General features: G+C 50.9%; 3 protein-coding genes and 1 pseudogene. 3 read left to right on the forward strand and 1 reads right to left on the reverse strand.

Annotated features, from left to right (window positions below; translation table 11 throughout):
* Positions 1–461 (forward strand): annotated as a pseudogene (locus tag Q7T66_RS06455) (hypothetical protein); the annotation flags it as partial.
* Between the two features lie 318 nt (positions 462–779).
* On the opposite strand, the gene Q7T66_RS06460 reads toward Q7T66_RS06455, so the two are convergent.
* Positions 780–1481 (reverse strand): pirin family protein, encoded by a 702-nt coding sequence (locus Q7T66_RS06460; RefSeq protein ID WP_304932513.1) that lies wholly within the window; start codon positions 1479–1481, stop codon positions 780–782.
* 136 nt (positions 1482–1617) lie between these two features.
* On the opposite strand from Q7T66_RS06460, the gene Q7T66_RS06465 reads away from it, so the two are divergent.
* Positions 1618–2535, forward strand: coding sequence for a LysR family transcriptional regulator (locus tag Q7T66_RS06465; RefSeq protein WP_304932514.1), 918 nt, complete (start codon positions 1618–1620; stop codon positions 2533–2535).
* A 3-nt stretch (positions 2536–2538) separates the two neighbouring features.
* Complete coding sequence (gene gluQRS, locus Q7T66_RS06470) at positions 2539–3426, forward strand: tRNA glutamyl-Q(34) synthetase GluQRS (protein ID WP_304932515.1); 888 nt, start codon at positions 2539–2541, stop codon at positions 3424–3426.
* Positions 3427–3752 lie beyond the last annotated feature (326 nt).

Below are 3752 nucleotides of genomic sequence, written 5' to 3' on the forward strand. Positions count from 1 at the left end.
GGCTTGGGTTAGCCGGGGGTAGCCCGGCGGCTACTCACTTTTCTTGCTTCGCCAAGAAAAGTAAGCAAAAGAAGGCGACCGCGAAGCCGCCGCCCTTCGGGTTCCCGTCTGTGCAAATCAAAAAATGGGAAGCGAACGAAACTCGCTACGCTCAGACAACGTTCACTTCTTTTTCCATTTTCTGCTTCGCACAAACGGCAGCGTCACAGCGGATGAAGTTCAACAACAACAGCATTATCGCGAGCCGACTCAAAATAAAATCTCTACTTAAAATAGATAAAGCTGTTGCTCTTTGTTTGTTGGAGCATATCTGGCGATACGGCTCTGGTGGCTATAAAGGCAGAGAAGACGATCGTGCAAGCAAATGCGGCCAAATCGGCGACTGCGCAATCCTGACGTATTTTTTGCTCTTGTTTGGTTTTGGTTTTGGTTTTGGTTTTGGTTTTGGTTTTTGCCGTTGACCTTAACCGCATGTGACGTTGCCAAGGCAAGCGCTCGTCAGGCGGATAAAGTGAGCAAACCTGTTTGAGCCGAAGGCGAGTTTGTTTGCTCACCCGACTGATGATCGCTTGACTTGGGTACCCGCGTAGCGGGCAACGGCTTCTGCGTCGCCTTCTTTTGCTTACTTTTCTTGGCGAAGCAAGAAAAGTGAGTAGCTGCCGGGCTACCCCCCGGCATCTGAGCTAAATACAAGAAATACCCGTGTCACTAAAGCACCGACCAAAAAAAAAACAGCCACCCCAAAAAGAGTGGCTGTCCCAACAACCAACCAAAGCAACCTAAGCACCCAAATCAAACACCAACACCTCAGCCTGCTGCCCATCACCAATATCAATAGTCGCAACATCCGACAATTTCACAGCATCACCGTTTTTCAACGCAACGCCATTCACGGTCACAGTCCCACGTGCAACGTGCACATAAGCAAGACGTCCAGCAGCAATATTTAGCGAAGCAGCTTCAGCGCCATCAAACAAACCTGCATACAGCTTCGCATCCTGATGGATCAACACTGAACCATCTTCGCCATCCGAGCTCGCAATCAAACGCAGGCGACCGCGTTTTTCTTCGGCTGTGAAATTTTTCTCTTCATAGCTTGGTGGAATCCCAGTCACGTTAGGCTGAATCCAGATCTGCAGAAAATGCGTGGTCTGGTCTTTGGCGTGATTGAATTCCGAATGACGGACGCCGCTGCCAGCACTCATTCTTTGCACATCACCAGGACGAATCACGCTGCCGGTGCCCATACTGTCTTTGTGCGCCAGCTCGCCATCCAGCACATAGCTGATGATTTCCATATCGCGATGGCCGTGGGTGCCGAAGCCGCCACCGGCATTGACGCGATCTTCGTTGATCACGCGCAGTGGGCCAAAACCCATGTGCTGTTCGTCATAATATTCACCGAACGAGAAGCTGTGATATGAATCGAGCCAGCCGTGATTTGCGTGGCCGCGGTCTGTGCTTTTGCGAATTTCAAACATGATATGTTCCTTTCGGTGAGTTTTATTGTATGACTAGGCGACAACCTATGAGCATCACTATAGATGATCAAAACTCATTGAATAAGGGCATAATTGCGTACAAGTTGTTCAAATAATTTGAATATTGGATTTCACCATGAATTTGACGCTGGAAGCGATCCGCATCCTCGATACGATAGACCGCAAAGGCAGCTTTGGCGCAGCAGCGGTGGCGCTTGATCGCGTGCCCTCCGCGCTGACTTATAGCGTGCGCAAGCTGGAAGAAGATCTCGATGTGCTGTTGTTCGATAGACGCGGCCATAGAGCCAAACTGACTGCGGCGGGGCAGGAATTGTTGACTGAAGGCCGTCACCTATTGCGCGCCGCCGACGAGCTGGAGCAACGCGTTAAACGCACTGCCAGCGGTTGGGAAGTCGAGTTGCGCATCGTGCTCGACGCATTGATTCCATATGAAAAAATGATCCCGCTGATTAATGAATGCGACTTGCAAAGTTCCGGCACCCAATTACGGTTCTCCACCGAAGTTTTGTCCGGCACTTGGGAAAAATTGATCAATGGCGAAGCCGATCTGGCGATTGGTATTTCATACGACGGCCCGGATCTAGTACGCGGCTCGGGTGGCTTTCGCGCCAAACCTTTGGGTGAAGTCGATTGGGTATTCGCCGTCGCGCCGTCGCATCCCCTGGCGAAACTGGATGAACCTTTATCTGCAAGTATCGTGCAGCAACATCGTGCGATTTCAGTAGGCGATAGTGGTCGCATGCTGCCTCGTATTACGTCTGGTTTGTTGACGGGACAATCAACGCTGACGGTGCCTACCGTGCGTGACAAACTGGCGGCGCAAGTCGCCGGTTTGGGCTGCGGCCATCTGCCACGCAAATGGGCGCAACCGTATTTCGACAACGGCGCACTGATTGAAAAGCAAACTAACGAAACCAAGCCCGACGGCGCCTTGCAATATGCATGGCGCACAGACTCACGCGGAAAATGTCTGAAATGGTTTTTAAGCAAACTGTCTGATCCCGATGTACAGCGCAAGTTATTGGCAGAATGAGTAATGGCGAAGACCAAGAATAAATACATAGGCCGCTTCGCGCCATCTCCCAGCGGCCCCTTGCACGCTGGGTCACTAGTCGCGGCAATGGCCAGCTATCTCGATGCCAAAGCGCATCAAGGTCTATGGCTGGTGCGGATTGAAGACATAGACGAGATGCGCACCGTGCCCGGCGCAACTGATGCCATCATGCAGGCGCTAACCATTTTCGGCATGCTGCATGACGGTGAGATTGTTGTGCAGAGTCAGCGCAAGCATTTGTACCAAGCCGCCTTTGATCGTCTAGCCGGACATACGTATGCATGCGGTTGCACACGCAAGGAAATCGCCGATTCGCGTCTCGGCATAGCGGCGGATGGCGCAGCGATTTATCCAGGAACATGTCGCAATGGAATAGGAGAAGGCAAGATTGCGCGCGCCTTGCGAGTACGTGTCCCCGAATCAAACGAACAGGACGAAACGATTACATTTGACGACCGTTGGCTGGGTCCATTGACCCAGCATCTGGCAACAGAAGTTGGCGACTTCGTTTTGAAACGCGCAGATGGCTACTGGGCTTATCAACTTGCGGTTGTAGTTGATGACGCCGATCAAGGCGTGACACATATCGTGCGCGGCACCGACTTACTGGAATCAACAGGTCGCCAAATCTATTTGCAGCGCTTGCTCAACTTGCCAACGCCGTCGTACATGCATGTACCGGTCGTGCTGAATGAGATCGGGGAAAAATTATCGAAACAGACCGGTGCGAAAGCGCTAGATCTGAATAATCCTTTGAGTGAGTTATTACACGCCGCGCGTTTTCTGGAATTGAACATCGATCATGCTGATTCAATTTCAGAGTTCTGGCAAAAGGCGATCGCCGACTGGGCCAGACAATTTCTTAATTAGAAATCGAACGCCATGATGTCGCTGACGCAAAAAGATAAGTAAATTCAATGATTTAGTGCAGTTTTTTGGTATCGGATGCCCAACTTATTTATGTTTTCAGTCTTCATAAAAAAGCCCGCAATTGATTGCGGGCTTTCGCATTATGAGGGGGTGTTACTACGCAAATGACCAAAAAGTTATGCTATCTGTTGATTTGCTCGCAGAATTGACCCTCTCTAACTGATCCACCTTCCACTGCCTGGCGAAGGCTGCGACCCGGTCATAGGACCCTTCATATCCCAACGAACACAAGTCGATGTGCATCTGTTTCAAAGTACGTCGTTGCT

The sequence above is a fragment of the Herminiimonas sp. genome, from assembly GCF_030655415.1.